At 69.0% G+C, this 25,608-nt stretch carries 44 protein-coding genes and 1 pseudogene; 32 read left to right on the top strand and 13 right to left on the bottom strand.

Annotated elements, in window-relative coordinates; all coding sequences use genetic code 11:
• Positions 1–32: 32 nt before the first annotated feature.
• The 23 genes from AB0E67_RS27480 to AB0E67_RS27370 all read left to right on the top strand — a co-directional run bounded on the left by AB0E67_RS27480 (position 33) and on the right by AB0E67_RS27370 (position 9,750).
• Positions 33–260, top strand: coding sequence for a hypothetical protein (locus AB0E67_RS27480; RefSeq protein WP_362031523.1), 228 nt, complete (start codon positions 33–35; stop codon positions 258–260).
• Positions 257–706, top strand: a complete 450-nt coding sequence (locus AB0E67_RS27475; RefSeq protein WP_362031521.1) for a hypothetical protein — start codon at positions 257–259, stop codon at positions 704–706. Before AB0E67_RS27480 ends, AB0E67_RS27475 begins: the two co-directional genes overlap by 4 nt.
• Positions 703–840 (top strand): hypothetical protein, encoded by a 138-nt coding sequence (locus AB0E67_RS27470; protein WP_362031519.1) that lies wholly within the window; start codon positions 703–705, stop codon positions 838–840. Before AB0E67_RS27475 ends, AB0E67_RS27470 begins: the two co-directional genes overlap by 4 nt.
• On the top strand, positions 837–1,112 hold the full coding sequence (locus AB0E67_RS27465; RefSeq protein WP_362031517.1) for a hypothetical protein: 276 nt from the start codon (positions 837–839) through the stop codon (positions 1,110–1,112). The genes AB0E67_RS27470 and AB0E67_RS27465 overlap by 4 nt, the downstream gene beginning before the upstream one ends.
• Complete coding sequence (locus AB0E67_RS27460) at positions 1,105–1,509, top strand: hypothetical protein (RefSeq protein WP_362031515.1); 405 nt, start codon at positions 1,105–1,107, stop codon at positions 1,507–1,509. The genes AB0E67_RS27465 and AB0E67_RS27460 overlap by 8 nt, the downstream gene beginning before the upstream one ends.
• Complete coding sequence (locus AB0E67_RS27455; protein WP_362031513.1) at positions 1,502–1,753, top strand: DUF5131 family protein; 252 nt, start codon at positions 1,502–1,504, stop codon at positions 1,751–1,753. The genes AB0E67_RS27460 and AB0E67_RS27455 overlap by 8 nt, the downstream gene beginning before the upstream one ends.
• On the top strand, positions 1,750–1,971 hold the full coding sequence (locus AB0E67_RS27450; protein ID WP_362031511.1) for a hypothetical protein: 222 nt from the start codon (positions 1,750–1,752) through the stop codon (positions 1,969–1,971). The genes AB0E67_RS27455 and AB0E67_RS27450 overlap by 4 nt, the downstream gene beginning before the upstream one ends.
• On the top strand, positions 1,968–2,480 hold the full coding sequence (locus tag AB0E67_RS27445) for a RusA family crossover junction endodeoxyribonuclease (protein ID WP_362031509.1): 513 nt from the start codon (positions 1,968–1,970) through the stop codon (positions 2,478–2,480). The genes AB0E67_RS27450 and AB0E67_RS27445 overlap by 4 nt, the downstream gene beginning before the upstream one ends.
• Positions 2,477–3,172 (top strand): WhiB family transcriptional regulator, encoded by a 696-nt coding sequence (locus AB0E67_RS27440; RefSeq protein ID WP_362031507.1) that lies wholly within the window; start codon positions 2,477–2,479, stop codon positions 3,170–3,172. The genes AB0E67_RS27445 and AB0E67_RS27440 overlap by 4 nt, the downstream gene beginning before the upstream one ends.
• Positions 3,169–3,723, top strand: a complete 555-nt coding sequence (locus AB0E67_RS27435) for a hypothetical protein (RefSeq protein ID WP_362031505.1) — start codon at positions 3,169–3,171, stop codon at positions 3,721–3,723. Before AB0E67_RS27440 ends, AB0E67_RS27435 begins: the two co-directional genes overlap by 4 nt.
• A 31-nt stretch (positions 3,724–3,754) precedes the next feature.
• The gene (locus AB0E67_RS27430) at positions 3,755–4,264 is read left to right on the top strand and encodes a single-stranded DNA-binding protein (RefSeq protein ID WP_362031504.1); all 510 of its coding nucleotides are present in this window, start codon (positions 3,755–3,757) and stop codon (positions 4,262–4,264) included.
• Between the two features lie 169 nt (positions 4,265–4,433).
• The gene (locus AB0E67_RS27425; protein ID WP_362031502.1) at positions 4,434–4,580 is read left to right on the top strand and encodes a hypothetical protein; all 147 of its coding nucleotides are present in this window, start codon (positions 4,434–4,436) and stop codon (positions 4,578–4,580) included.
• A 115-nt stretch (positions 4,581–4,695) separates the two neighbouring features.
• On the top strand, positions 4,696–5,109 hold the full coding sequence (locus tag AB0E67_RS27420) for a hypothetical protein (protein ID WP_362031500.1): 414 nt from the start codon (positions 4,696–4,698) through the stop codon (positions 5,107–5,109).
• Between the two features lie 110 nt (positions 5,110–5,219).
• Positions 5,220–5,585, top strand: coding sequence for a hypothetical protein (locus AB0E67_RS27415; RefSeq protein WP_362031498.1), 366 nt, complete (start codon positions 5,220–5,222; stop codon positions 5,583–5,585).
• Positions 5,582–5,926 (top strand): hypothetical protein, encoded by a 345-nt coding sequence (locus AB0E67_RS27410; protein WP_362031496.1) that lies wholly within the window; start codon positions 5,582–5,584, stop codon positions 5,924–5,926. Before AB0E67_RS27415 ends, AB0E67_RS27410 begins: the two co-directional genes overlap by 4 nt.
• Positions 5,927–5,928: 2 nt before the next feature.
• Positions 5,929–6,132, top strand: coding sequence for a hypothetical protein (locus tag AB0E67_RS27405; RefSeq protein ID WP_362031494.1), 204 nt, complete (start codon positions 5,929–5,931; stop codon positions 6,130–6,132).
• Complete coding sequence (locus AB0E67_RS27400; protein WP_362031492.1) at positions 6,129–6,509, top strand: DUF4326 domain-containing protein; 381 nt, start codon at positions 6,129–6,131, stop codon at positions 6,507–6,509. Before AB0E67_RS27405 ends, AB0E67_RS27400 begins: the two co-directional genes overlap by 4 nt.
• A 2-nt stretch (positions 6,510–6,511) precedes the next feature.
• Positions 6,512–6,955 carry a hypothetical protein gene (locus tag AB0E67_RS27395; protein WP_362031490.1) on the top strand — a complete coding sequence of 148 codons (444 nt, stop codon included), beginning with the start codon at positions 6,512–6,514 and terminating at the stop codon, positions 6,953–6,955.
• Between the two features lie 2 nt (positions 6,956–6,957).
• The gene (locus AB0E67_RS27390) at positions 6,958–7,224 is read left to right on the top strand and encodes a hypothetical protein (RefSeq protein ID WP_362031488.1); all 267 of its coding nucleotides are present in this window, start codon (positions 6,958–6,960) and stop codon (positions 7,222–7,224) included.
• Positions 7,221–7,613 (top strand): helix-turn-helix transcriptional regulator, encoded by a 393-nt coding sequence (locus AB0E67_RS27385; protein WP_362031486.1) that lies wholly within the window; start codon positions 7,221–7,223, stop codon positions 7,611–7,613. The genes AB0E67_RS27390 and AB0E67_RS27385 overlap by 4 nt, the downstream gene beginning before the upstream one ends.
• A 91-nt stretch (positions 7,614–7,704) precedes the next feature.
• Positions 7,705–8,460, top strand: coding sequence for a hypothetical protein (locus tag AB0E67_RS27380; RefSeq protein ID WP_362031484.1), 756 nt, complete (start codon positions 7,705–7,707; stop codon positions 8,458–8,460).
• Positions 8,461–8,521: 61 nt separating this feature from the next.
• The gene (locus AB0E67_RS27375) at positions 8,522–9,106 is read left to right on the top strand and encodes a hypothetical protein (RefSeq protein WP_362031482.1); all 585 of its coding nucleotides are present in this window, start codon (positions 8,522–8,524) and stop codon (positions 9,104–9,106) included.
• The gene (locus tag AB0E67_RS27370; RefSeq protein ID WP_362031480.1) at positions 9,103–9,750 is read left to right on the top strand and encodes a nuclease-related domain-containing protein; all 648 of its coding nucleotides are present in this window, start codon (positions 9,103–9,105) and stop codon (positions 9,748–9,750) included. The genes AB0E67_RS27375 and AB0E67_RS27370 overlap by 4 nt, the downstream gene beginning before the upstream one ends.
• A gap of 223 nt (positions 9,751–9,973) precedes the next feature.
• Here the strand turns inward: AB0E67_RS27370 and AB0E67_RS27365 are convergent, their stop codons facing one another.
• A complete protein-coding gene (locus AB0E67_RS27365; protein ID WP_362031478.1) occupies positions 9,974–10,459 on the bottom strand; it encodes a hypothetical protein in 486 nt (161 codons plus the stop codon).
• 192 nt (positions 10,460–10,651) lie between these two features.
• Here AB0E67_RS27365 and AB0E67_RS27360 point away from each other — a divergent pair, with 192 nt between their 5' ends.
• The 3 genes from AB0E67_RS27360 (at position 10,652) to AB0E67_RS27350 (ending at position 11,636) form a co-directional block, all read left to right on the top strand.
• Positions 10,652–10,846 carry a hypothetical protein gene (locus tag AB0E67_RS27360; protein ID WP_362031476.1) on the top strand — a complete coding sequence of 65 codons (195 nt, stop codon included), beginning with the start codon at positions 10,652–10,654 and terminating at the stop codon, positions 10,844–10,846.
• A gap of 101 nt (positions 10,847–10,947) precedes the next feature.
• Entirely contained in the window at positions 10,948–11,304 is a 357-nt protein-coding gene (locus tag AB0E67_RS27355) for a hypothetical protein (protein WP_362031474.1), read from the top strand.
• A gap of 2 nt (positions 11,305–11,306) precedes the next feature.
• Complete coding sequence (locus AB0E67_RS27350; protein ID WP_362031472.1) at positions 11,307–11,636, top strand: DUF6233 domain-containing protein; 330 nt, start codon at positions 11,307–11,309, stop codon at positions 11,634–11,636.
• On the opposite strand, the gene AB0E67_RS27345 is transcribed toward AB0E67_RS27350, so the two are convergent.
• The gene (locus AB0E67_RS27345) at positions 11,633–12,535 is read right to left on the bottom strand and encodes a Ku protein (RefSeq protein ID WP_362031470.1); all 903 of its coding nucleotides are present in this window, start codon (positions 12,533–12,535) and stop codon (positions 11,633–11,635) included. The two genes, AB0E67_RS27350 and AB0E67_RS27345, sit on opposite strands and share 4 nt — an antisense overlap.
• Before the next feature lie 180 nt (positions 12,536–12,715).
• Between AB0E67_RS27345 and AB0E67_RS27340 the strand changes: the two genes are divergently transcribed.
• The 3 genes from AB0E67_RS27340 to AB0E67_RS27330 are packed head-to-tail and all read left to right on the top strand — an operon-like array spanning position 12,716 to position 14,696.
• Entirely contained in the window at positions 12,716–13,225 is a 510-nt protein-coding gene (locus AB0E67_RS27340; protein WP_362031468.1) for a hypothetical protein, read from the top strand.
• Positions 13,226–13,260: 35 nt separating this feature from the next.
• Positions 13,261–13,824, top strand: a complete 564-nt coding sequence (locus AB0E67_RS27335; RefSeq protein WP_362031466.1) for a hypothetical protein — start codon at positions 13,261–13,263, stop codon at positions 13,822–13,824.
• Complete coding sequence (locus AB0E67_RS27330) at positions 13,821–14,696, top strand: hypothetical protein (protein ID WP_362031464.1); 876 nt, start codon at positions 13,821–13,823, stop codon at positions 14,694–14,696. The genes AB0E67_RS27335 and AB0E67_RS27330 overlap by 4 nt, the downstream gene beginning before the upstream one ends.
• A 64-nt stretch (positions 14,697–14,760) precedes the next feature.
• On the opposite strand, the gene AB0E67_RS27325 is transcribed toward AB0E67_RS27330, so the two are convergent.
• From AB0E67_RS27325 to AB0E67_RS27295, 7 genes are all read right to left on the bottom strand, one after another.
• A complete protein-coding gene (locus tag AB0E67_RS27325; protein ID WP_362031462.1) occupies positions 14,761–15,804 on the bottom strand; it encodes a PhlD in 1,044 nt (347 codons plus the stop codon).
• Positions 15,805–15,859: 55 nt separating this feature from the next.
• Complete coding sequence (locus tag AB0E67_RS27320) at positions 15,860–16,720, bottom strand: helix-turn-helix domain-containing protein (RefSeq protein ID WP_362031460.1); 861 nt, start codon at positions 16,718–16,720, stop codon at positions 15,860–15,862.
• Between the two features lie 434 nt (positions 16,721–17,154).
• A complete protein-coding gene (locus tag AB0E67_RS27315) occupies positions 17,155–17,682 on the bottom strand; it encodes a hypothetical protein (protein WP_362031458.1) in 528 nt (175 codons plus the stop codon).
• Entirely contained in the window at positions 17,679–18,290 is a 612-nt protein-coding gene (locus AB0E67_RS27310; RefSeq protein WP_362031456.1) for a hypothetical protein, read from the bottom strand. Before AB0E67_RS27310 ends, AB0E67_RS27315 begins: the two co-directional genes overlap by 4 nt.
• A complete protein-coding gene (locus tag AB0E67_RS27305) occupies positions 18,287–18,487 on the bottom strand; it encodes a hypothetical protein (protein ID WP_362031454.1) in 201 nt (66 codons plus the stop codon). Before AB0E67_RS27305 ends, AB0E67_RS27310 begins: the two co-directional genes overlap by 4 nt.
• Positions 18,484–19,206, bottom strand: a complete 723-nt coding sequence (locus AB0E67_RS27300) for a hypothetical protein (protein ID WP_362031452.1) — start codon at positions 19,204–19,206, stop codon at positions 18,484–18,486. The genes AB0E67_RS27305 and AB0E67_RS27300 overlap by 4 nt, the downstream gene beginning before the upstream one ends.
• Before the next feature lie 72 nt (positions 19,207–19,278).
• Positions 19,279–19,551, bottom strand: coding sequence for a hypothetical protein (locus AB0E67_RS27295; RefSeq protein ID WP_362031450.1), 273 nt, complete (start codon positions 19,549–19,551; stop codon positions 19,279–19,281).
• Between the two features lie 497 nt (positions 19,552–20,048).
• Between AB0E67_RS27295 and AB0E67_RS27290 the strand changes: the two genes are divergently transcribed.
• Positions 20,049–20,414: a hypothetical protein gene (locus AB0E67_RS27290; RefSeq protein WP_362031448.1), complete on the top strand. Its 366-nt coding sequence runs from the start codon at positions 20,049–20,051 to the stop codon at positions 20,412–20,414.
• Positions 20,415–20,422: 8 nt separating this feature from the next.
• Positions 20,423–20,728 carry a hypothetical protein gene (locus AB0E67_RS27285; protein WP_362031446.1) on the top strand — a complete coding sequence of 102 codons (306 nt, stop codon included), beginning with the start codon at positions 20,423–20,425 and terminating at the stop codon, positions 20,726–20,728.
• 10 nt (positions 20,729–20,738) lie between these two features.
• Here AB0E67_RS27285 and AB0E67_RS27280 read toward each other — a convergent pair whose 3' ends face one another.
• Positions 20,739–21,011 (bottom strand): DUF6225 family protein, encoded by a 273-nt coding sequence (locus tag AB0E67_RS27280; protein ID WP_362031444.1) that lies wholly within the window; start codon positions 21,009–21,011, stop codon positions 20,739–20,741.
• A 266-nt stretch (positions 21,012–21,277) separates the two neighbouring features.
• On the opposite strand from AB0E67_RS27280, the gene AB0E67_RS27275 reads away from it, so the two are divergent.
• The gene (locus tag AB0E67_RS27275; protein ID WP_362031442.1) at positions 21,278–21,658 is read left to right on the top strand and encodes a hypothetical protein; all 381 of its coding nucleotides are present in this window, start codon (positions 21,278–21,280) and stop codon (positions 21,656–21,658) included.
• A gap of 236 nt (positions 21,659–21,894) precedes the next feature.
• Here AB0E67_RS27275 and AB0E67_RS27270 read toward each other — a convergent pair whose 3' ends face one another.
• The 3 genes and pseudogenes from AB0E67_RS27270 to AB0E67_RS27260 all read right to left on the bottom strand — a co-directional run.
• Positions 21,895–22,950, bottom strand: a complete 1,056-nt coding sequence (locus tag AB0E67_RS27270) for a hypothetical protein (protein ID WP_362031440.1) — start codon at positions 22,948–22,950, stop codon at positions 21,895–21,897.
• 721 nt (positions 22,951–23,671) lie between these two features.
• Positions 23,672–24,103, bottom strand: coding sequence for a hypothetical protein (locus AB0E67_RS27265; protein WP_362031438.1), 432 nt, complete (start codon positions 24,101–24,103; stop codon positions 23,672–23,674).
• A 589-nt stretch (positions 24,104–24,692) separates the two neighbouring features.
• Positions 24,693–24,938, bottom strand: a pseudogene (locus AB0E67_RS27260) (hypothetical protein); the annotation flags it as partial.
• Between the last annotated feature and the right edge of the window lie 670 nt (positions 24,939–25,608).

The raw sequence follows: 25,608 nt of genomic DNA, 5'->3' as shown, positions 1-25,608 counted from the left end.
CCTCGCTTCACCGCCCAGAACGGACCCACGCCATGACCACCATGACCATCGCACTCGCCGACACCGACGGCCCGGACGACGGATGGAACGCCGGCTACACCGACGGCGAACTCGCCGCGATGACCGGCCTCTCCTCCCGCCGAATCCACGCCCGCGCCGCCATGGCCGACGACTACGACCCGGACTACGCCACCGGCCTCATCGACGGCTACCTCCACACAATCGCCGTCAACGCTGCCCGGATGGGTGGTACCGCATGAGCGCCCCGATGACGCCGGACCGTGAGCAGGAGATTCGGGCCGAGCTGACAGCAGAGTTCGTGGCATGGCTGGCGAAGCAGGCGCGCGAGCACCGGGCGCAGGGCCCGCAGTACGCGAAGCAGGCCGACCTGATCGGGCGGCTCGCGTCGAAGGTGCAGCGTGGCGCTGTCCGCCCGAACAACCTGCGGTCGTTGCCCGCGCAGGGCGGTCCCGAGGATGTGCCCGCGCTGCTGGCCGAGGTGGACCGACTGCGGGCCCGGGTTGCTGAGCTGGAGCGTCCAGCCATCGAGGCGAAGCGCAACGAGATCCGTGACTCATTCGCCGAGTTGGCCGCTGCCGCCCGCGAGACACGCGATTACGAGGGCGCGTTCAACACCTACTGCGATCTCCGAGAACGCGAGGAGCAGTGGAAGCGCGAGGACGAGGCAGGTACGCCCGCCCTGTGACCTGGCCACCCACCGCACCCGCCGTCATCGCCGCCGTGCTGGGACTCATCGCCATCGCCATGATCTGCGCCTCCCAGCACGGCCACGGCACCACCAACCCGCAAGACCCGCCGAAGGAGCACCCCGAGCCATGACCACCAAGCCCCGCGAGTTCTGGATCCGCATCGACCCCACAGGCTGCGTGACCGGCTCCGTCCTGGAGAGCTGCGTCGGCCCCCTCGCCGAGGACGCCCATAAGGAGTTCACTCCCCGCGTCGCCGACCGGCGCAAGGAAGCAGCTGCCGGTTGGCGACACGAACTCATCGGCCGCGACCAGTGGACCCGCCGTGCCAAGCCCTGCCTCCTCGGGCGCTGCCAACACCGCAAGCCCACCAGCGCGGCAAGGGGAGGGGCGGCCAATGGCTGAGCCCTACGACCAGACGTACATCGCGATCCTCGGCGCCGCCCTCGCCCAGGCCAACATCAATGCCCTCGTCCTCGCCGAAAACGGCACCAACCAACTCGGCCGCCCCCACCCCGCACACCCCGGCTACCGCATCTGGAACGGCAACCTCGTCCGTGTCGGCCACCACGACAAGGACACCTTCGTCCTCGAAGTCAACGCCATCCTCCCCGGCCACATGTACGCCGACATGGCCCACCACGAACACGCCCACCTCACCCCCCTCGCACCCGGACACCGCAGCAACACCACCGACACCCAGTGGGTCTACTGCCGCCCCGACGCCGACGGAGCCGTCCCCCTCACCATCGCCATCACCCAGGTACGCGACCAGGACGACGAGGAGAACGACCGTGGCTGACAAGACCGGCATCGAGCTCGGCTGGGTCATCATCGGCGGCGAATCCGGCTCCGGCGCCCGCCCCCTGAACCCCGACTGGGTTGCCGATCTGATCCACGACTCCCGTACAGCCGGCGCAGCCACGTTCGTGAAGCAGCTCGGTTCCATCTGGGCACGCGAGAACAACGCCTCGGACACCAAGGGCGGCAAGCCCGCCGACTGGCCCGAACACCTCCGCGTCCGCGAGTACCCGGACACCCCGTGACCGAGTACGAGATCGCCTGCCTCGGCAAAACCCGCTTCCTCACCCGCCGGGCCGCCAAACACCGCGCCAACGCCATACGCCGGACCGGTGGCCCACACTTCCGCACCTACCACTGCCGGTTCTGCGGCCTCCACCACCTCGGCCACCCGCCAGGCCACGCCACCTACACCCGCGAAACACCCCACGGACCACGCCCCATACAGGAGCTCACCCAATGACGACAGCCACCCCGACCCTTACCGGCCCGTACCAGTGGAAGCCCGCCCCGGACCTCGTCATCGCCGTCCACGGGCTCGCAGGACCCCAAGGCAGCAAGTCCCCCGCCGGCTGGGGGAAGAGCCGCAAGACCGGCAAGACCATCCCCCTCATGCGGGAGTCCTCCAAGAAGGTCAAGCCGTGGCGGGAGAAGGTCCAGGCCGCGATCGAGGCCGCACTCCTCACCGGGGACGCCCAGTACCTCGTCGGACCCGTACGAGCCGACATCACCTTCACCATGCCCAAGCCCGTCAGCGCCCCCAAGCGCCGCCGCACCTACCCCGCCGTTTACCCCGACATCGACAAGCTCGAGCGCTCCACCTACGACGCCATCAGCAAGTCCGGCGCCTGGGAAGACGACGGGCGCGTCATCGAGAACCAGAGCCGCAAGGTTTACCCCGGCGAGCACCCCGACGCCCTCGACCAGCCCGGAGCACTCATCCGCCTCTACACCCTCGGAGACCCGTCATGACCATCCTCAACGCCAGCATGCGCCGCCCCACAACACCGGCCGTCAGCGCACCCGCCAGCCAGGACTGGAAGACCCGCAGCGCCTGCCGCGGCACCCCGGTCGACGACTTCTTCAGCACGTCGACAGCGGCGAAGGAACGTGCCCGCGCCCTCTGCGTCGGGTGCCCGGTCATCGTGGAGTGCCTGAACAACCAGCGGCAGTCCGACGACGCGATCTACCGGTGGGGGGTGGGCGGCGGTCTCGACCCGGACCAGCGCCGAGCCCTGGACGTGGAGGAGCTGCTGGGCAACAGGCCGGACATGGCCATGGCCCAGCTGCTCGTGTCGCCGCGGTGGCTGTACCGGTTGCGGCGACTGAAGACCAGCTGCCGGTCCCTGGAGGGAATGGTGGCCGCGCTCCGGAAGGACGGGCTCGTCGTCGACGAGGTGACGGTGCGGGTTGCGGTGTGGTGGTCCGGTGGCCAGGGTGCCCGGATGGCCCGTCCGGCACGGGGGGATCACCGGTCGTGGCGGGCGCGGCTGCGGGACGACTACACGGACGTGGTCGTCATGCTGCACAAGCTGGGGGCCCGGCGGGCGGACATTGCCGCGTACCTGGGGAATCCCGGCACGAACGGAGAGAAGGGTGTCTCCGAGGTCCTGAGGGCGGTCGCGGAGAAGTCGGCGGCTGCAGGTGTGGGGCTGGCGGCGTGAGCTACCTGACTGCGGAGCAGCGCGGCGACATGGCTGTGGCGTTGCTGCCTGAGGCTGCGGGCCTGGTCGTGGACGTACACGAGGGGTCCGCCGAAGACGTGCAGACCCGGCTGCACGGACTGAGCCGGCACGAGCTTGAGGCGCTCGCCGTGGTCCTGGCGGGCTTCGCCGATCCGGATCGTGGGCTGAAGGATGCGCTGGCCTGGGTGACGTTCGACGAGCACGGTGCGCCGGTTCGGCCGCCGCTGGCCAGTACCCGCACCGTGAGGGAGGCGGCACCGGCGCCGCGGCCCCGGGCGCGGGGTGTCGACATGGCTGCGGTGGAGCGGGCCCTCGCCCCTGGGCCGGCGGTTCCGTTGACCCGGGATGAGCGGCGGGTCGCGGTCGAGAAGGGGCTCCGGCGTGGCATGTCGTACGACGACGTGGCCGAGCGGCTCGAGATGACCCGGGACGCGGTGCTGAAGGCGTGGGAGCGGGCGAAGGACCGTGCCCGTGCCGAGGGCCGGTGGGTTCCGCCGGTGGCTGTGGGCGACATTCGCGACGCGGTCTGACAACCAGAAGAAGACTGAGAAGGAGATAGGCATGGCTGGTGAGACAGTGATCACCGTGGCGGGGAACCTGACTGCGGACCCGGAGCTGCGGTTCACCCCGTCGGGTGCGGGCGTCGCGAAGTTTACGGTGGCGTCCACTGCCCGCATCTTCGACCGGCAGACGAACGAGTGGAAGGACGGGGATGCCCTGTTCCTCACCTGCTCGGTGTGGCGTCAGGCGGCTGAGCATGTGGCGGAGTCCCTGACGAAGGGGATGCGGGTGATCGTGCAGGGCCGGTTGAAGCAGCGGTCGTACGAGGACCGTGAGGGTGTGAAGCGCACGGTGTATGAGCTGGATGTTGAGGAGGTCGGGCCGAGCCTGAAGAACGCGACTGCGGTCGTGACGAGGGCGGCTGGGCAGCAGCGTCCGGAGGTTCGGGATGCGGCGCGTCGGCAGGGTGCGGCGTCGGCGGAGGATCCGTGGGCGTCGGGCACGCCGGGCGCGGGTGGTTCGGCCGGCGGGTGGGGGAGTGGGGGTGGGGAAGGCGAGCCGCCGTTCTGAGGCGGGGTGCGCATGGCATGGGTCCGGTCCTTTGGGGTCGGGCCCTTTGTCGTGGGTGGGTGCGGCATCCATTCTTCATAATCTATTGCACGGGCAATGGATTATGGGTAGTCTGGCGAAGCCGACAACGACCCACATACAGCGGGTCGGAGTGAACAAGGGAACTCACATGGCCACGAAGAAGCCCACCAAGCGCTACCCCTTCACCGTCTGGGTCGGACGCTTCCCGCACTACTTCAACCTTCTTGAGAAGGCGGAGGCTTGCGCCCGCCTGTACGGCGTGAGCGTCACCGTGAACCGGGTCTCCGCGAAGTGACCTGCGACTGCGGAACCTGCTGCAACACCTGCGGCCACGACACCAACTGCGCCAGCCTCCAGGGCGCACCGTCCGACCCGTCCGACGACTACACCGCCTGATTCAGGAGATCGCCGTGAGCACCACAAACTCAGTCCTCCGCGATCGCCTGCTTCGTCAGCGACGGGACCGACTCGGACGCAACGGAAGCCTCGGCCCCACGATCAAGGCTTTGCATGACCTGGCCACCCTTATGGAAGTGCCAACGCGGGTGAAGTGGCGGCGTGGACAACGTGAGACCGACTACTGGCTTATCACCCGCTCTTGCTACGGGCCCTTGATCTGGTGGGACCGAAAGGCGGGTCGCCACCAGATCAAACCGCTCCGTACACACCGTGCGGAACGTCGAGCAGCGGACGCCGTGATCACCGAAGTCGTCAAGGTTCTCGGATCCGAGTACGGGACCACCATCACCAAAGTCCGTGCCATCGCGGACCAGTTGGCCGTAGCGGCGATGGCGGAGACAAGCGAGGCCAGCGACGTCTCCTGACTGCCTCGCCCCGTCCCCACCGCCCCCGTGGAAGACCCCCGGCCGCGGTCCCACCCCATCGGGGCCGCGGCCGGCGGACACACATCGACCACCACCTGAAAGGCCAACCCGTGTGCACCAAGGAGACCTGCCTCGACTGCCAGTTCTGGGCGGAGAAAATCCGATGGGCCATTGACGGCGACCAGATGCCCGGCGACCACTCACAGGCTCCTGTACTGGTCGCTCGTGTCAACGGACGTCACTACGTGGTCAAGCCGATGAACACGACCACGCCCCGCCAGTTCCTCGGGTTCGGCGGCGCTCTGTGGACGTTCCGGTTCAACGACGGCCGGGAGATCACGTCCAACGACGTCATGACGCAGGGGGAGATCCCCGCCCAGTTCCGCGACCGGCTCCCGGACAACGCCGTCATCGTCCCCCAGGAGCAGCCGAAGACCCGCGCCCCGTTCGGTGAGACGGAAGGACTGTCGTGGTGATCAATCCGAACGCCTGCCGCCACTGCGGGATCGACCAGCGCGAGCACATGCGGCGCTGGAAGCGGCCTGCGGGATGGCACGAGTGGACACCGCCCACCCAGGGCCAGATCAAGCAACGCATGCGCGCCCGTCGCTTCGCCCGCATCAGTGCGCTCCCGCCCGAGTGCCACGCCACCACGGCCGAGAGCACCGAGTGGAGCTACGCCTGCGACACCCCGTGCACCACCGAGTACTGCGCCGACTGCGGGGATGCCGAGTGCCCTCGGTGGCTCCGCGTTCAGGAGCGCCTTGACCTGCAGAGCCTCGCCCGCATGACCGCCCGAATCGCCAAGGAGAACTGACCATGCCCGACGCCAACCACACAAACTCCGCCTACCGCCTCTGTAACGCCGCTGGATGCGACTTCCGTACCGAGGTCGACATCAGCAGCCCGGACACCGCGTGGGACACGGTCACCGGCCACTACCAGGACGCTCACGGCATGACCGGGCCAGAGGCCGGACTCTTCGGTTCCCGGCACAGCACGACTACCACGGAGGAGTCATGACCATGCCCCAACGCATCCAGCGCCGCCGTACCAAGGGATGGCGTCTCCCCGAGAACGCCGTGATCGTCAGCCGCCCGTCCCGCTTCGGGAACCCGTTCCTGATCAAGGACGCCATCGACGCCGAGATGGGCGAACCCCGCAGTGCCTGCGCCGTCAACTACCGCGAATGGCTGCGCGTCGGCACCGCGGGCGGCTGGTACGAGGAGACCTACCGCGTCGGAAAGCAGGTCTTCGACCGCCGCCGCGTCCTCGCCGAACTCCACATGCTGCGCGGCAAGGACCTCGCCTGCACCTGCCCGCTTCCTGAGCCCGGCAAGCCGGACCACTGCCACGCCGCCGTCCTGCTGGAACTCGCCAACGCCACGAAGGAGAACTGACCATGCCTGAGATTGCCGAAGCGCTCATCGAGACGAAGTTGGCCGCTGTCCGTTCCTGGTACCAGGCGGTCCGGGACCGGTTCCCGTCCGCTCTGGTCCCGGACTGGCGGGTCGGTACAGCGAAGGACGGTGCACCGCTCCTCACCGTCCAGGTCATCGGTGAGCACGCCCAGGAGGCGCTGCACCACTTCGCGTCCGCCTACCCCCTCATCCTCGGTGGCAGCGGTGACCTGCGGCCCGTGTTCGAGTACCGGCCCGGCCGCGTCGTGTGCGTGTGGCGGTCGAACGGGGTGTGGGTCGAGCTGTGGCACCACGACCTCCCCGCCGTCCCCGCACCGACCCCGGCCCTGATGCCGCAGCGCCGGCTGCTGTCCCCGTCCGGCCGACTCCCGCTCGGGCAGCGCCTCACCAACATTCGCCGCCAGTACACCAACAAGGAGAACTGACTATGCCCGAGATCGAGTTCAGCCCCATCAGCCTGACTGCCGGAACAATCACCCACATCGAGTTCCTCGACCCGAACCGCCCGCACATCGCGCCCGACGAGCGTGGATGCCCGGACTGTGAGCAGCCCGCCTACGACTCCGGATGCGACGCCAAGGGCTGCAACGGCTGGGGGTGCCCCGACTGCGGTACGGGTTGCGACCTCGACTTCGCGTCTGCTGAGGACGGCGGCCGCTGCGCGCAGGACCTCGACGACGAGGACGACGAGTGACCGCCCCCGTGCAAGTGGGCCCGTCGCCAGTCGGTGGCGGGCCCGCGGTCTCTCTGACCGAGAACGAGCTCACGGTCCTTCAGCGGGCCGCGCAGGGCGAGACGTACGCCGCCATTGCCCAGGCCCTGGGGTACGCGGAGAAGAGCGTCAACAAGATGGCGCTGCGTCTGAACCGGAAGCTCGGCGCCTTGAACATCACGCACGCCGTATTTCTGGCCTGCCAGGCCGGCCTGTTGGACGGGAAGCCGCGCCGTCACGGCGACCATGCCGGGTTCGCTGCTCACCAGTACCGGGGCGAGGAACCGTGTGAGGCGTGCTGGGACGGGGAGCGAGCATACCGGGCCGAGCGCCGAGCCGCCCGGAAGGCAGCCAAGTCGCACGCAGCGTGACCGGTGCGGGGTTGGGGTCTCCAGATTCTCGGGCTAAGACCCGACCTCCACCCGAATCGGTAACCCACCGTCACATCTGTAGGAGAACGTCATGGGAGCAGCGCTCCACCTCGCCCACGCCACCGAAACCCCAGCCCGAGCCCGCAAGCGCAAGCGGGGAGGTGGTGGCGGCGACGGTTACGACCAACTCGTCACCCGCGTCTACCAGGACCCCCGCATGACGCCCGAAGCCCGCGAACTCATCCTCCTCCTAGCCTGGCTGACCGCCCGTGACCCGAACCGATTCGACGAGGACGGCAACCCGATCCGGGTCTGGAGGAAGCGGGCCTCGGACATCCTCGGCGAGTACGGGCACGGGCGCCGGAAGGAGTCTCGTCTCGCGGACCTGCTGTACGCGGACCGGCCCCGCTACGACCTCCCGCGACCCTCGTGGGAGGCGCTGTGCGCAGCGCCGATGATCCGCCGCGAAGGGCTGTGCGGGCAGCCGGCCAGGGGCCACGACTACGAGGTCGACCAGGAGACGGGGTGGAAGACCCCGGTGTACTTCTGCCGCCGCCACGAGCCATGGGGGAGGCAGGTTCACCAGCAGCGGGTTCTGGAGCCGGGCCCGGAGCCGATCCCGAACGCGGGTGGCCTGGTTCCGTCCTACTTCGCGGGCTCCGACCTGAAGGCGTGGGCCCGCCTGTACAAGGAGGCCGCCGTCTGGAAGCACGACCGCTTGTGGGAGCCGCCGAAGGCGTACGGGCTGTGCGCCGACGACTGGCCCGTTCCCGGGCATGACCCGGTCCCGCAGAAGGCCCGTCTGCGCCTCGTCCTCGGCGGCGGCGACCTGGACGGCGCCAAGTGACCGTCCGCTGGCCCTGTCCCAGCTTCCGCAACTCGTCATACGACCCTAAGGAGAACGCGGCATGACCGAGATCACCATCGACCGGGAGCGCCGGTACCTGGTGCCCGTGGCCCGCCTCAACCTGCCTGACCAGCCTGACCTTATCCACCTGTCCGTGTACCAGTGGATGCCCGAGTTTCAGGCGTGGGCGACCGGCATGGCGATCTGCGGCTACTCCACCCAGCAGGGGCCTCTACCGAAAGCCAAGGTGACGTGCCCCGAGTGCTTGGCCTACCAGGCCCGGTACGAGCGGATGCTGGCCCCCGGGTACCGGCCGGAGGACGACGACCCGGACGTGTTGTGGGGCCGCCTGGCGGGCGCTGAAGACGAACGGGACCGTGCTCGACGCTGGGCTGTGCACTTGGAGAACGAGAACCGGCGCCTGGTCGACCAGACGCGCGAGGCGAAGGAGCAGGCGCGGGTCGCTACGGTCGCTGCCCTGAACCTGCAGCGCCAGACCCCGGGGGCGGCGCAGCGCACCTTAGGGCGTATCCGGGAGGCCCGTACGTGGAGTGCTGTGTGGATTGAGCTGGGCCAGTACTTCGGGCTGACGGCTGAACAGGCCGGTCTGGAGGCGCGGTCGCGCCGTCTGGGGGATTCGCTGTGAGCGCGGGGAACTCGGCTGCGGCCCGTGCTGCGGCGCTGCGTGCGAACGCCCGGCGCGGCCTGTGGAGAAAGCTGCTGGCACTTCTCGGCTTCGGTGGTGCACGGGTACGGCGCGCGGATGCTGCGGCGGCCCGGTGGGCGCACGGTGCTGCGGGTGAGGAGGCGACGGCCCGGTTACTGGCCCCGCTCGAGGCAGCCGGGTGGCATGTCCGTCACGACCTTCGACTGCGGGGCCGCAGGTTCAACCTCGACACGGTTCTGGTGTCGCCGTGTGGGACGGCGGTGGTGGTGCTGGACACGAAGAACTGGCACCGTGGCCGCACCACCAGCCTGGTCGGGGGCCGGGTGCACTGCGGCACGGACGGCCGGCACGACCAGGTCGTCAAGGTCGCCGGGTACGCGCAGGCGGTCGGGGCGGTGCTTCCCGGGGTGCCAGTGGTGCCGCTCATCGTGGTCCACGGCTCACCGGTGGCCGGGGGCGGGTTCGAGGCCCCGGTTCCGGGTGGTGCGGTGTGGGTGCTGGGTACGGATCTGCTGGTGCCCCGGCTGGCGGGGGCGGTGCGGGGCCCGCGCGACCAGGTACGTGCTGCCGGACTGGCGAGGCGGGTGGATCAGGTGCTGCGCCCGTATGTGGAGCGAGGTTGAGTGCCTGTGCGCCCGCACCCTGGTCGCGGGCGATACGCTGACGCGGCGGTGCCCCCGGCCAAGGTTCAGTTGGCCGGGGGCACTGTTCTGTGCGGGCTACTGCTCGGCGGCTTTCTGCTGTTCCTGCCAGTCGGGGCCGCCCATCATCCTGGGGGATGGTGGGCCACTTTCGTGTGCTGTGGTGGGGCCGCCGCGATGGGTACGGCAGGCCCTGGCCAGCGTGTCAGGCTGTGGCTTTCTGCGCTTTCTTCACGAGCTTGTTGACGGTGGACTGGTCGAGTCCGAGAACGCGGCCAGCCTTCGACTGGTTTCCCCCGCAGTAGGCGACGACCTCGGCGACGGCTGCGGCGCGTCGGGCGGCAGACTCCTGAGCGGCCTTGTCGGCCTTCTTCCAGTCCTCTCCGGCGTGGATGGCCTTGAGCGCCCGGCTGGGGAGGATGCCATCGCTGTTGATGATGTCGGCCATCTCGTCGGCCACAGCGGGGATCAGGTCGCCGTCGTTGTTGAGCGCGTCGGGGAACCACTCGCCGTCCTCGACGGTGCTGCGCTCCAGCAGGATCTGGACCTCATCGTCGTCGTCGGTGGTGAGGAACTCGTAGGCGGAACCCTGGCCGTCGATGTAGTTGAAGTCGCCGTCGGCGGTGAGGACGAGGAGGTCGTTGCGGCCGTTGTAGAAGTTGATGATGTCGGTGCCGGTGATGGGTCGCATGGGGTTCCTCCCGTTAGGGGGAGGCCGTCTGCCTCCCGACATCCGTGACTATGGCACCCCTGCCATACATCTGTCAATGGCAGGGGCGCCATATGGCCTCTCGCAGTGAAGGTTGAGCGTTCTCACCGAACCTTGAGCGGCCCCACGGCGTGTCGCGTCCTTCGGGTGGGGGCGACCGAGGATCTTGAGGTCATGGTCTTCGTTCCGCCAACTGACGTGCACTACTGTCTTGATCCGTGGTGCGAGAACCCGGATCCGGATCTCATCCCTGACGCCCTGTGCGGCTGCCACATTCTCACCGAGGCCGAGATCGAAGAACGCAAGCGCAAGTACCTGGCCCGGCGCGACGACGACGGTGACCAGGAAGCCCCGCTCAAGGTTCGGTGAGAACGCTCAACCTTCACTGCGAGAGGTCACCATAGGCTTGCGGTAGAGGTCGTGCGGCGCGTCATTCGCATCCGATATTCGAACAGACGTAGCATCGCCGTGTGCCCAAGAACAGCCCAGCCCCCGACTTCCCCGACGATCTCCGCGCAGCCCAGGCCGCCCTCCATGAGACCCGCGCCGCGTACGACGAGTACGCCAAGACCCTGCCGTGGTCGGTCGAGCCGCTGCCCGGCTGGGAGGGCGACAAGCAGCTCCACAGCTCGTACCGGTCCGGGAAGCCGGACAGCCCCGGCTACACCGACGAGCAGAAGTCCGAGGTCGCCCGGTACAGGGAGGAGCTGCTCCGACTGAGTACCGCGGTCTCGACGCACCCGTACTGGGACGCATTCAGCGGCCCGGACCTGGTCGAGGCGCGCATGATGCTCAAGCACGCCCACGAATCCGGCGACGAGGCGTAGCGGTGCCCGGCCCGGACGGCATCTCTGACCTGGACAAGAACCGGGCGCTCGAGCAGTGGCTGGAGTACCAGTTGTGGCAGGTTCGCAGCAGGATCCGTGACCTCGAGCGCGCGGAGGAGCAGGATCGGTGGCGCCGGGAACGGGCGCGGGCGGAGAGCTCGTGGAAGCTGCAGCCGCAGCGGGCAGGGACGCCCGCGATGCTGCACCGCGGCGGGTGTGGCCTGTACAACGCTCAGCTCGGATTCCTCGACCGGGACGAAGCGATGATTGCGCTGGCCGAGCCGGACATTGAACCGTGCGAGGTGTGCCGGCCTGAGACCGGTCTGAGCTAGGCGCTCGTCGGCTTCCGGCTGCTCGTCTTCTTCGCTGCGGCCTCCTTGGCCGGTGTCTTCTTCGCCGCCTTCTTGGGGGGCTTCATCTCGTGCACCGTGGCGTGCTCACCGGCTTCCCCGCGGGCCTCTTTAGCCTTCGCCACGCTGGCATTCAGAGCGGCCATCAGGTCCAGGACGCCCTCATTGGCGGCCTTGCCCTCTTCGGCTGGTGCGGGCCGGGTCTTTCCCTCCGACTTCGCGGCGATGAGCTCCTTCAGTGCATCGCGGTACTGGTCGCGGTATCCGGAGAGACTGTCGGTGGTCATGCGGTCGATCAGCTCGAGCGCCCGCTCGAGTTCGTGCTTGTCCAGGTCGGCAGGGCCAGGGGCGAGCTCGTCGGGTGAGCGCACTTCGTCCGGCCACTTCATTGAGTGGAGGACGAGAGCGTCTTCGCGGACGCTGAGCAAGCCAAGGCGCTCCCGGTCGTGCCACGCGAACTTGGCGATCGCGGCTTTCGAATTCCGCTCCAGGGCGCGGCGCAAGAGGACGTAGGGCTTGGCGGCTACGCTGCCGTCCGCCGACAAGTAGTAGCTGTCCGAGATCCGAATCGGGTCAATGGCCGCGCGGTCGATGAATGCGACGATCTCGATGGCCTTCGCTGTGGGCAGCGGCATCTGGTCGAGTTCTTCGTCGGCAACCGGGACGACCTTGTCTTTGGTGAGCTCGTACCCCTTGCCGATGTCTTCGTGGCCGAGGGGCTCGCCGTCGATTTCGCAGACCTTTTGGTTTCGGATCCGGCCCATGTCTTCCAGGTGGTACTGATGGAAGGCGATCGACCGGTTTTCGGTGGCCGCGGTGACCCGGATCGGGATGGTGACCAGGCCGAATGAGATTGCACCTGTCCAGACGGTGGCGGGCATGCGCGCCTCCCTGGGGCCAGTAGGGGTTGCTGTTTCCGATCGTTGCGCTGGGGCGGATTTGGCGCATCTTTGCAGGCTGTGGGGGTCTGCGGATCGGGTGGTTCGTGTTTTCGGGTGGCCCCCTTGACCATAATGCCGTACGTACGGCATTATGGAGTCGTCGCCAAGGGAGGGAACCCGATGAACACCACCGCCGCCGCCGTCACCGCCAAGGTCACCGTCGCCACCATCCGCGACTGGGCTCGCCGGGGTATCGTCGCCGCCACCAAGGTCGCCGGCCGGTGGGTCATCGACGCCGCCTCTCTCGCCCGCCGCATCGCCATCGGCGCCATGAAGAAGCCCGCCAAGAAGACGATCGCCTTCACTGTCGACACGATGACCGCCATCGGCGGCCAGCGCTGGCAGAAGAACGGCATGGACCGCGTCTACCTCAACGACTTCCAGACCGTCCCCGGCCTGGAGCTGGACCACTACAAGTCCGGCGCCATCAGCTACGCCAGCCTCGACGGAGACAAGGTCTCCAACGCCGAGGGCGGCCGCCTTGCCACCGCCGTCGACAAGGTCTACTTCGATGCCGCCGACGGACGCGTCCACATCAAGTGGGGCTGGGGCAACCCCCGCTCCCTCGACCGCGACGAGATCGCCGACCGCATCTTCACCGCGGTCCGTACCGCCGTCGCCGCCCTCTGACACACCCGCCGCACTCATCCCGAAGGAGAACACCCATGACCACGACGACCAGCTACGGCACCTGGACCAACCGCATCAACACCTACAGCGCCGGCCCCGATGCCGATGTCCTCGACTTCGTCAACGGCGGCGACGCCGACTGGCGGGAACTCCTGGAGAAATCCGGCGCCCTGGCCGAGATCACGAAGGCGTACCGGGATGCGATCGAGGAAGCGCTGCCTGCGCGCGTTTTCCTTTGTGGTGAGGAGTTCATCGGGCCGGCCTACCCGGACGACGACGAGTTCGACGGCTACCCGGTCGACGAGAACGGCCGCCTCGACATCGCCGCGTGTGTCGAGGGCATCAACCTCGGGGAGATCGTCGAGTGGTACGACCCGCTCACCCTGGAGGACATCGCCCAGGACGAGCTGAAGTCCACGGCCCAGAAGCCAGCCAAGGCGGCATCCCGCACCATGTGCCGCCTCGGCGTGAAGGCGTTCTACCACGGGCCGAACCCGAAGTCGGGCCGCCCGCAGTCCTACTTCCGCGCCGGTGAGGTCCGAGAGGCCCTGGCGAAGCGCCCCGGGAAGGGCAACCGCGCCGAGAGGACCGCGGCGTGACGGTCCGCCCTACGCAGCTTCCGCGGCTTCGACGCCAGACACTGCGCCACCTGCGCGATCCGGAATCGTCTCTGCGGGCCAACACGAGCCGTGGTACGGCGCCGGGTCTGGATGCTCTCGCGTCCCATCTGGAGGTCGCGGACCTGTTCTGGGTCGGGCAGGACATGACGGCCCTGGCCATGCACTCCGGTAGCCAGTTGGCCGCCACCCGGTGGGCAACGGCCGACCGGCCGTCCCCGTGCGGCCTGTTGTACTGGGATGAGGGTGTCGGGCACGTGGACGCCAACGGGGTACAGGTCCCGGTCGAGGCATGCGTGTGGGGACCGCACGAGACCGGGTTGCTGCTCTGGTTGTTGATGTCGCGCAGCCGCCTCGCCTCCGAGGTTGCCCGGATCGGTCGGTACAAGGTCGCGGAGGAAGCGATCCCGCCACTGATCCCGATCTGTGCGGCAACCTTTCCGGTCACCGCCGAACCGGCGCCCCTGGCGGAGGTCGATCCGCAGCTTCCACAGCCGGTCGTCGCGGCCCTTGCCGCGGCGTGGCTGTTGATGCAGCAGCCCCAGCTCGTCGACCGGACACAGGAACGGGCGGAGAAGGCCACTGCCCGCGCCTACGCCCGGGATCGCCTTCCCTCGCCTGAGGTGACGATCGTGGACCTCCGGCGCCAGTACACCCCGCAGGACCGAGACCCAGATGCGGGCAGCGACCTGCGTACGTACCGGAACCGGTGGATCGTGTCTGGGCACTGGCGGAACCAGGCTCACGGACCTGAGCGGTCGCTGCGCCGGAAAACGTGGGTGCCAGCCCACGTGAAGGGCCCCGAGGGCGCCCCTCTCCTGCCGACCGAGAAGGTCAACGTCTGGCGGCGATGACCTGCTAAAGCGGCTGCGCCCCCGTTCGGCCTCATGGCCGGGCGGGGCGCATCTGCGCTTGGTGTCAGGCTGCCCATGTGCCGCGGATGGCAGCGGTGGTGAAGCCGGGCCCGAACGCGACCATGAGGCCCTGAGCATCGTGGTGGGGTGGCGTGGTGTGGGTGCGGGCGAGGATGTCGAGGACGGATGCCCCGCCGAGGTTTCCGTTGTCGGCGAGGGACGTGTAGGAGTGGTGGGCGTCGACGTCGTCGAGGCCGATGGCGGCGGCGACGTAGTGGATGATTCCGGGGCTGCCGGGGTGGATGACCGCGAAGTCGAGGAGGGTGCGGTCGCCGATCCAGTTGAGGACGGCGGGCATGGCCTGGTCGGCGGATGCCGGGGCTGTCCGGTCGGAGTCGAAGTGCATGCCCGTGTGGTCGAGGCGGCCTTGGTAGCGGTCGAGGCTGTCGGGTAGCCAGTACTCGAGGGTGTCGTCGATACGAAGGCCGGGCTGGATGGGGTGGCCGGTGACGATGGCTGCGGCCGCACTGTCGGCGAACAACGCTTTGTAGATCATGCTGGGGACAGTGGTGTCGGCGTGGTTGTACGACGTCGACAGGGTCTCCGTGACGACGACGAGGACCACGCTGTCGGGGCGTGCCGTGATCTGGTCGGCGGCCCGGATCAGGGCTTGGGCGCCGCCGGCGCAGGCGAGCGTGGTCATGGGGATGCGGCGGGTTGTGGGGCGCAGCCCGAGGGCGTGGATGAGGTGGACGTCCAGGTTGGGGACGGCCCAGCCGGTGGCGTGGGAAGTGACGATGGTGTCGATCTGGTCGGGGGCCAGGCCGGCCGCGGTCATGGCTCGGGTCGCTGCGTCGGCGGCCATGGTCAGGGAGTCCTCGAACGCCGCGGTGGTGCGTTCGTGGACGTCTGCATCACCGGCGATGGTGGGGGAGTGCAGGGGGCGGGTGAAGTGCCGGGTCTGGACGCCGCAGTTACCTATCGCGCGGAGGATGACGGGCAGCCGCGGGTGGTTGGGGTGGCGGGTGCGGATGTCCTCGAGGATCTCATCGGTGGTGACCTTGTGGGCGGGGAGCACGACCTGCGGGGCGGTGACATGGGCGGGCACGGGTCCTCCACTGGGCCGGGGGCGAGTTCGCTCAACGTAGCCCCCGGCGGCTGGATTACTGCCCCTGGCTGATTTGCGTGGGGTCTGTGGGGTTGGTGGTGCTGGTGGGGTTGGCCCGGAGCGTGGTCGGGTGGGTGTGGGGGGTTTGCCGGTAGACGAGGATCATGAGGCGGGCGCCGGGGCTGGAGTCCGGGGACGCGGAGCACATGGTCACCCACCCAGGCCCGTGCACAGGGTGGTTGAGGGGACGTTCGTCACCGTCGGGATGGTTGACGACGCCGGGGGCCTCGTAGAGGGGGCCGGCGACCGGGTCGGCGAGCACATCGGTCTCGAGCTGTTGAAGGTAGGGGTCGCGGCGGGCGGCGAGAGCGGCACGGAGCTGGGGGAGGACGCGGGGGGCCCATGCGGTCGGCCAGTCCGCGAGGACGGTGCGGGCCTCGTCGGCGAGGCACATCCATCGCAGGATGTTCGACGGGACTTTGCCGGAGGGGAACATGCTGGGCAGGGCTTGGTTGTGGGTGATGACGTGCCAGGCGGCGTCGCACACGTATGCCATGTGACCGATCCCGTCGACTGCGGCCTGCCACGCCCCGGGGACCTGGTACCCGGACTCGGGCAGGAGCGGGCCGGGAGGGTCTTGTTCTAAGGCGTACCGGTGGAGCATGACCCACTCGTGTTCGTCGAGCTGGTAGAGGACGCCGATGTCGCGGAGGAGGTCGGCCGGGGGGTTGGGGTATCGGCCGGTTTCGAGGCGGTAGCAGGTGTGGATGCTGCGGCCGAGGAGTTGGTCGACCTGTTGTTGGGACAGGCCGGCGGCGCGGCGTCCTTGGCCGGTGGGCCGGGCGAGCCCGACGGTTTCGGGGGCGATCAGGGCGCGTCGTGCGCGAAGAAACTCGCGTAGCGACTTTTTGTGCATTGCGGGCAATCCCCCTGTGGTTTCTCCCGTGTTGACCCCGCTGGAGTCTAAATATTCATGCCGGGTTTCGTAATAAAAAGTGCCCGAAGATATGCGTTCGGTATTCCGCCATGATGACGGTGCGGGGCCGTCGGCCAGCACGTTTCAGGGTTGGTGGCCATGTGGAGACGCCGCAGTGCGGGGGCCGCACGTCCCGTTGCACGGTTCTGGGGTGAGCGCAGGGACTCGGACGGGGTTTACCGATGCGTGCGGTCGGAAACATCGCAGCCCGGCCCGAGTTCGCGCTCTCCCTACCGTCTCTCGTTCACGTCTTTGGACGTGTCAGTTTTGCCATGCAGGTAACCCGTGTTCCGGCTCCGCCTGGCTGTGGCCGGTCCTTGCTTTCGGTTCGCTGAAGACAGCCGCCCCGTGGCTGGACGGGGCGGCCGGGCGTGTCAGGTGGCGGGCTGGTCGACGGGCTCGGCGAGGGTGAGGAGTCCGGCGTCGTGTAGGGCGCCGAGGGCCCGACGGGCGGTGGCGTCCGGGTAGGGAGTGAGGAACGCCGCCGATCGGCCGACGGACACGTGGGCGGCGACTCTCACCAGGGCGTCGAGGGCTTCGGCGGGGACGGGCACGGTCGTCTCCGCCGTGGTGATGGGCTGCTGCGGCTGGCCATTGGCCCGGTCGGCCCACGTGGTGAGTTGTGCGGCCAGATGCCGCGCCTGCTCCGGATTGATGAGCACGTCAGCGCCCCTCCCGGTGCTGTAGTCGTCGACGGACACCCGCAGCCAGGGCCATGGGTGCCCGTCCTCCGGCTGGTCGTCCCGCCCGTCGGCGGTGATGTGTGACGGGATGCGGGCGAGGCTGATGCTGCTTTCGCGGGGATCGGTGATGCTGGGGACGATGCGGGGACCCGGGTACGTCCACGGCGGGCCGCACGGCTCGGTGTCGTCCACGCCGCCGATCGATGCGTAGATGCTCACGGGGTGCCCTCCGTGGTGGGGTGCTCGACGGGGTCGGCCGCTCCTGTGAGGACGTTGAAGACCTCAGCCGGGTCCACTGCAACTTGGCCGAGGCGTGCTTCGAGGTAGTTCCGTACGCGGTCGTTGGCGGCTTCGGCGCGCTCCAGCTCGGGCACGATGGTGGCGACGTGCCGCTTGTTGCCTGCGGCGACGTGCTCCAGCGTGGCGATCTGGGCGGTGAGCTGCTTGATGTGCTCGGCCTGCTGGTCAGCCACGACCTCCAGTGAGAGCAGGTTCGGGGCGCCCTCGGTGAGGTCGCGCATCCGGGCGTACTTCTCGTCGGTGGTGTGGCCGTCCCAGCCCCGGCAGATCCGGTTCGTGGGCTGGACGTGGGTGAAGAGGTCCATGTCCCTTGGCGCGATGTGCCAGGTCATCTGTCCGGCGGGGGTCTCGATGGTGACGACGGCCCATTCCGGGGTGTTCGGGTCGGTGTGGCCGATGTGGGAGGGGTGGAGGGCTGCGAGCAGGGCGACGAGGTGGGCGCGTTCGCGGTACGTGGCGTCGAGCTGGTCGTACAGCTGGTCGAGGTCGTTGTCGGTGAGGTCGTTGAGGCGGATGCGGTCACTCATCGGGTCGTCTCCTCGGTGGTGGGCGGCCATGTGCCTGCGTCGATCTGGGCGAGGCGGGTGTCGAGCAGGCGGGCGAGACCATCGATGTGCCGTTGCCACCGGTCACGGGCAGCGCGGGCTTTCTTGATCTCGATGCGGATGCTCTCGGGGCTGGCGCACTCTGCGTACAGCGCCGTGATCTTCGGGCGGTCGCTCATCGGCCCGGCCCCTCGGTCACGGCGGGGGCGGGCTCGTCGGCGGGCGGCTGGAATCGGCCGCAGCCACAGGATCGGACGGTGCATGCGGCGTAGCCCGTGTGCCAGTTGAGGGTGTGCTCGCAGGCGGCGCACGGGGTGGCGAGGAGTACAGCGGTGGGCGAGACGACGGCGGGCTCGGTCACGGTCTTGAGTCCCTTCGGTCCCTGCTTGCCGGTGTCGGACTGCTCGGCTCCGGAGGGGTGGCCGGGGCAGTGCACGGGCGCCATGCCGGGCTGCGGCTCCCAGCCGTGCGGGGCGTGTACGCGGCGGAGGGTTGCGAGCGAGCACGGAATGGTCGCGGCCGGGGTCGTGCCGAGGATCTTCCGGGCAACCGCGAGGGCGTGTTGTGCGTCCTCGGGGGCCGGGCCGTGCTCGGACAGGTCGACGCCGGTCCAGCTGCCCAGCCAGTCAGCGATGGCGAGGCCGACCCCCGGGCCCACGGCGGCGATGTACTCGCTGACCGGTGCGTGCATGTACGGGGCCGGACCCCGACCACCGCCGCCGCCGCAGTGGAGCGGACGCCCGGGTCCGGCCGTCAGCACGGTGAAGTCCGAGTCCTGGTTGGGGAAGTGACGCTTGGAGTACCAGGTGGTGCTGCCGCTGTGCTCGGCGGCCGCGAGGGCTGCTGCGCGCAGCAGCTCGGCGGCGGCGCGGAGTTCGTCGGCGGGTGTGGTGGTCACGGGGTCCTCCTGGTGGTGGGTACGGTGGGCGGTGGGGCGGCCCCGGTATCAGCGGGGCCGCCCATCTGCGCTTCAGGCGAAGTCCGGGGGCAGGGAGTCGGGGATCCGGTTCATGGCGTCGGTGACGAACTTCGCCGGCAGGACGCGGACGGGCTGGCTGCCTTCCAGCTCGGCGAGGCGCTGCTTCATCTGGTCCATCTCTGGGCGGATCACCGACAGGGCTACGTGGGCGTACTCCAGGCAGATCGCCAGGTCGAGGCAGACGGGGATGCCGTCATCGGTGTGCCGGATAGGGACCTTGCTGAGGGCGCGGGCGATGCGGTCGAGCGGGGTCTCGTCGGTCATCAGAGGCTCCGGGGATCGGGGAGGGATGCTCTCAGCGTCGCGCTGTTTCGCTTTCGCGTTGCCCCTGGTCGGGTTAGCGGCGCTGAGCGGGGTGCCCACATTACCCAATAACCTATTGCGTAAGCAATGGTATATGAGGGAAGGGTGACTACGGTGCCCCGCAGTTGTTGACCTCACGCCCGACAATGTGAGGCCGGAGCGTCGACGCTGCGGCCCGCTCTACGCCGCACGGATACGCCCAAGTCGCCCCACCCACCCCGGCACCGGCCTACGCTGCCCCCAGGGCGTCACCAGCGCGCCCAGGACGACGGGAGGCCGCAATGACCGCGCCTACGACTGAACAGCCCACCCCACCGTCGTACCCGCCGAAAACACCACCCCCGCCGAAGCGGCCCATCTCCCCGCCCCGCCCGGAAACAGCGGACCGGCCCGAGGCCGGCCCCGCCCCGCTGGCACGGACCGCGCGGCGCGGCGTCGCGATGCGGAATCGCCGCGGCGTGAACTGGACGCTGGAGTCCGCCCCGTGGGCCGTTGGCATCGCCCAGCGGAAGATCGCCGCGCAGCTGGAGGAGTGGGGCTACCAGCGGGCCCCGGTGGTAGCCGAGGTTGTCGAGGCCGTCACCGGGCTCGTCGTCGCGGCCGCGGTCGCCGACAGCGGTCGCCGTGTCAGCGTGCATCTGTCCGACCAGGACCGGCAGGCGTGCATCCTTGCCCTCTCCCATCAGGCCGGCCTCGCACCCGGGCACGCCCCGGACGGCGATGACGTCCTGCACCGGATCACCGCGCAGGCCGGGGTGACGGGGTGCGGCACGGACACCGGGCCGGATGGGCGCCGCATCTGGGCTGTCATCGGCCTGGAATGATCCGTGGCATGACTACCGGACGGCCGAAGAGGCTCAGTGAGACGAAGGCGCGGTCCATTGCCGACGGGGCACGGCTGGTGAAGGCCGGCGACTGGTCGACGACCCGCGCGTGGAATGTGACGGCCGAGGACGGCACGGTCCTGGTGGTCGTGACCCCGTCGTACGGAGGCGCGTCACGCAGCGGCCGTGACGGGTGGAAATATCACCTCGCCGCCCTGGGGCCGACCGGGTCGTTGGAAAAGTGGCCGACGCGAGAGCAGGCCGCAACTCAAGGCCTGATGAGCTGGATGCGATGGGTGACGGCGGCCCGGTAGCGAACCTGAGTCAGTCGAGACGGTTGTACGCGCCTGGCTGCCAGTCGGCGAACAAGGTGATCGCCTTCTCCGTCTCGACGCGCTCCGGTTCGGTGGAGGTAGCCGGCCACCAGTGCTCCACCTGGTGGGCGTCCACGAGAACACCCTCGCGGTACCCGTCGAAGTCGCCAGGGTCCTCTGCGACGCCGATGTGGATGGGTGCGTCGTCGGGCATGTCTTTGAGCGCGTCGCGAAGCTGCGCGGCGTTCCAGACCTGCGGGGCATGGTCGAAGACGTCGGTCATGGGCACAGGGTGCCGGACCGGGCCGTCTAGCGGGTGGAGACACGGCCGTGCCCCGGGCCAGAGCGCTGATCCGGGGCACAGCGGCCGGGGTGAAGAACGCATCACCAGAGGTGAACGAACCCAGCCGTGGTCAACGGTACGTGAACCGTCGAATTTCACCCCCTCGGGCCACTGAATCCTTATGAGGCGACGCGACTGTTCCACCGCGACCTCGGGCAGGGTTCACCAGTCGCCGGACGGTCCGGCGTGGGAGAGGGAGAAACCTGATGAGCCGAGATCTGGACGCCGAGCTGTCCCGCATCTACGAGTGCTGCATCGAGCAGGTACGCACGATCGCCGCGCTCGACCCGACCAAGCCCGTCGAGGGATGGGACCAGTACACCTGCACGGCCGCCAACGAGTTCGCGTCGGACGTCGAAATGGCGTGGATCGGGGCTCACCCCGAGCACGAGGCGCGTGACACGTACTCGGCAATCATGGGTGGCGTTCCCGTCGAGAGTGAAAGCGTCCTCGGGGACTCGCCTACGCGATACATCACGTACGGGCTGACCTCCTTCGCCCGTGTCCTGCAGTGCATCGAGGCCATGCGCGTCGGCCGATTCGACCCGCACGTGCCAGGCGGCATCATCCGGGACGGCGAGGACTGAACGAATCGGGGGCCGGCACTCAGCTCCACCCGCCCGGCGCGGTCCCGCAGTTCGTCGTCTACCTTCACCCTTCACTTCCGGCGGCGGCACGGGCCCGCGCGGTGGACCGACCTCCAGCCTGACCTGGGCGAAGCAGCCGAATGCCGCCGACTTTGCCACCACCGGCTGGTGGTCCGGCGGGGTGGCTTCTTCCCCTTCCGTAGTGGCGGACCGTTTCCGCCCCCGGCCAGAATGGATCACGGCGTGCGCTCTGAACCTTTGCGGTTAGCGGCGCAGCCGTCGCACAGCGCCTCCGTCATCCCGGCATCCTGTCCGCAGACCTGGCAGGGCTTGTCCGTCCGGCAGTCGGCGGCTGGGACGAGCACGTCGCTGGTCAGCGAAGGCACGAGGCGTCCGACGTTCCCGTGCCGTCCCGGTTCCATCTCCCGGACGTGGTAGGCGATCGGGGGCCCTTCCTCGCCCCACTCCACCGCGTACACGAGGGCGGGGCGGCCGCCAGCGAGACGGACCCGGCCCGCGTGTCCGCCGTGCTGGCTGATCAGGAGGGAGTCGAGCCAGCGCTTCGGGGCCATCCACATGACGCCCGGCGGGTCCCAGTAGCCGTTGTAGTTCTGCGCCGGTGTCCAGGCCGTTCGCCACTTCCGCACGAGGCGGTCCATGGCCGCCCGGTCGTCAAGCTCCTGGAGAGTGGGCCAGGTAGGAAGCTCACGGGTGTCCGACTCCATGACGTCCGCGTAGGCATCCAGACGCGGCTTTACCTCGTGCCGCCACACGTCAGGGTTCTTCGTCATCAGGCGAGCGGCCGCACGATCGAGCGGGCGCATCACGGCGTCGACCTCCGCTAGGTCGTCCGCCTCCACCGCGGCCCGCAGCCGTACGCGGTCGGGGCGCAGCTCGGGCTCCTGGTCAGTGAGCATCCCGTACACCAGGGCGAGCAGCCATGCGTCGTTAAGGATCGGGTAGCGCCCGTAGGACCGAGCGTCGGAGCCTTCGGCGCGTTCCGCGACCTGGTCGGCCCGGCCGGCGGGCAGATCCGCAGCGCGCCGTACGTCCCACCGTGCGGTCTTGCCGCTGACGTCTCGGGCGCGCCACGGGCGGCACAGGGCGCCGGGGTGCCCGGATCCGTCGCAGCTTTCCGGGCAGATGTCGATGGCGATGGGGATGAGCTGTGGCGGCTGCTCCTGGTCGACGTTGCTTGGTTCGGCGAGGCGTCGGCGGGCGGCGGTGTACGAGATGTTTTCGCGGGTGGCGAGTTCGCGGGCGGCGCGCTTGGCGTGCTTGTCGGTGGTCACGGTCTCTCCCGAGTCCGGCGACGGCGGGGGTGATCCCACGCATTCCCCGCCGCGGGCTTGTGGCCACGGACAGATGGATGTGGATGCGTGAGGCAGTGCCCCTTGTCCTCATCACCGTTCCCGGCGTGGGCGGATGCGGCTCGGAGTCGGGCCGACGCGGTGCGGCCGACTCCCATCGTAGGAGTCGCTGACGGCAACGTGCCGCCAGCACGCGGATTCCGGGAAGGACGGTTCGGCGCGTCGCGGAAGCGCTCTTGCTGGGTGGTCTCCGTGGTCAGGCGGAACCGGGGCCTGTTCGGGAGCATCCTGGAGGCGTGGCCCGCTATCGGTGCTGTGGCTCCTGTGGTGCCGTGCTGCCGAGGAAAGCGCCGGTTCGGCGCCGGTACTGTGACGATGCCTGCCGTGCCCAGGCGTATCGCGACCGCCGGATCGAGCAGCACCGCCTGGACTTCCGCGTTCTGTATGGCCAGGCCCTCTACGCCGACGAGCGGCGCCTGGTCCGGATTTTGTCCTGCCCGGTGTGCGGCCGCCCGAACTTTGCAGGGGCGGGGCGTAGGCGGGACGCACGGTATTGCTCGGGCCGATGCCGGTCCCGGGCCGCACGCCGCCGCGCCGTCCGGGGGGCGCGGGCGGCAGCGTAACATACAGCCGTCACGAAACGCGCGGCTACTGGCCAGTATGACGGCTCTGCGTCACGTCGCGGGCAGGGCACGGCCGTGGCTCAGGTTGTGCTGATGTTGACGTTGCCGACCTCTGCAAGGGCGCGAAGGACGAGGCGCAGCTCGACATCGTCCAGGACGTGAACGACGCGTAGAAGGTCGACCGTCCACTTGCCCATCAAGGACGCTGCGACCTGGAGCACGGCGGATTCGCTGGACGACGCCTTGGGCCAGTTCCCCGCGTTCGCGGCGAGCCGAGCGCCGACAGCCTCCCAGTCGATCGACGGAGCGTCGGCGTCTGTCGAGGCGACCAGCTGCGAGCTGCCCCACAGGCCGGAAAGAACGGCCGGTTCCTCGGCGAGAAACCGGCGCAGCCAGTACCCGTCGCGGTGCGCTCCGAGGAGGTGGGTTGCTGCTTGCCAGTTCTCGTTGCCGATGCCGTGGAGGAGGCTTTCGGCGATGGCCGGCCCGCTGGTGGTGTCGATGGTCGTCATGCCTGGCGCAACGAACGACAGGGATACGGGAAACGAGTCGTCACCCTCTTGCCCAGCTCAACCTGGCCCAGGACTCACCTTGAGATCAGGCTGAGGTGGCCTCGCTGGCCGCCCCTTCTAGGGTCCGCACGGCCGACCCGAGCGAGGCAAACGCCTCTCCAAGCTGGAAGCTCACGGTGGGCGTCAGCCCGTCCAGCCCATCAAGGGCGTCGTGTAGGCGCCGCTGGAGTACCTCGGCGTCGGCAGCGAGAGTGCGCAGATGGTTGGCGGAAGCCTCGGGCATGGCTCTCCCCAAAGTGCAGCTGATGGGGGACCAGAGTACGCCACCAGCGTTCCCCCTCACGGGGACATCAAGCTGGGTTGATTGCCTGTTCGATGGCCGCAGCGTCGAGGAGCGCGCACATGCTCGACAAGCCCCCATCCTCGATCCCCGTACCGGGGTCGCTGGCCAGAATTCGGGAGATTCCGGCCGCGATGGTGACTACTGCCAGGAACACGATCAGCAGAAGGGAACGGCATCGGATCTGACTGACTGCTACCGAGCAGGCCGAGACCAGCCAGTAGCGCGCCGCTGAGCTTCCTCGCCGCGCCGTCGGCGTGTGTGGCAGATCAGGCACAGGTCCGGTGCTTCCTCGTCCACGGCTCCGTACGGGTGCTCGCGGCACCTGGTGTGCGGCTTCGGTCCGGTGGCCGTGTCCAGGAGGGCGAGGGCTTTCTGGAGGTCGGCGCGGATCTCGTGAAGTTTCTCGACGGGGGTGTCGCGGGTGATGGTGTCACCGTGCTCGCCGAGGACGCGAAGGGCCCGGCCGAGGTCGGGGAGGTGGTTGGGGTTCATCGGTGTCCGTTCTCCGTGAAGGTGCCCGTCGACGGGCTGAGGCCAGGGTGGGCACCGTTCTGAGGTGCGGGGTGCGCTGCCTGGTAGTGCGGTGACCTCGGCTCACAGCGCGGACACCATGCGATCGGCGGAAGACAGTTCTCCCTGCCCGGCTGTGGAGGCGTGTCGACGAGCCGGCGGCCAGGTTCCGGGCCGTCGCACTGCCCGCACCACTCCGGGAGCGGCTCCCTCGGCCTGGTCACGGCGACAGGCGGTTCGTAGTCGCCCCAAGCCTGGGCAATGGCGGCGTGCGCCTGAGAAACAGCCGCGGCCGCCCTTGAGCCTTCGTACTCGCCTGCCCCGGCCAGTTCCTGCGCTTGGCTGGCGAACGTGATGGCGAGGGAAAGGTGCTTCTCTCTGCTGCTCATGGTTCTTCAACGACTACGAACACCAGGAGGGGACGGGGCCCGCCGACGGTTACGGCTGGCGCCGTCCCCTGGCCTGTCAGGACGGCTCGGAACACCTGGCTCGTCGTCACCTGAAGGACGGTGCGATGGCCGCGAGGCTGGCTCCGACTGTCGTGGCGCCGACGAGGAAGGCGCCTACGCGCCGACCGTTGGCCCAGAACCGAGACGAGTGAGGTTCTGGGGCTGGCACTGGGCCACCTGTCAGGGTCTGGCGCCCATGGTCT

Source organism: Streptomyces sp. NPDC032161 (genome assembly GCF_040636995.1).
Lineage (GTDB): Bacteria > Actinomycetota > Actinomycetes > Streptomycetales > Streptomycetaceae > Streptomyces.
Note: the sequence above shows the minus strand (reverse complement) of the source record. Positions and strands in the feature narration are given on the sequence as shown.